The sequence below is a fragment of the Burkholderia sp. SIMBA_051 genome (assembly GCF_046534915.1).
In the GTDB taxonomy this organism is placed as follows: domain Bacteria; phylum Pseudomonadota; class Gammaproteobacteria; order Burkholderiales; family Burkholderiaceae; genus Burkholderia; species Burkholderia ambifaria.
Window position 1 is genome coordinate 1 of sequence record NZ_JAWRXS010000391.1, and the last position, 264, is coordinate 264.

The window sequence follows — 264 nt, forward strand, 5'->3', positions numbered from 1 at the left end:
TTCAGGTAGTACGAGCGCAGCCGGTCCAGATCGGCGCCGAGCTTCTCTTTCGAATAGAGATCGTTCTTCGTGTACCAGGAAAACCAGTTCGGCGTCGACAGTTCCATTTCGTCGCGCAGCGTGCTTTCCGAAAACACGCGATTGCCGATGAAATTGATCTGCCTGATCTTCGCATTCGGACCTTCGATGACCGAGAACAGAACCGACACGCGTCCGCTGTCGACGGGCGTCGTCGTGGTTTCTACCTGCGCGGCGTAGTAGCCG

At 56.8% G+C, this 264-nt stretch carries 1 protein-coding gene; it reads right to left on the bottom strand.

The features are described 5' to 3' along the window. On the bottom strand, positions 1-264 hold a 264-nt coding region (locus SB771_RS35000), incomplete at both ends, for a POTRA domain-containing protein (RefSeq protein WP_410722044.1).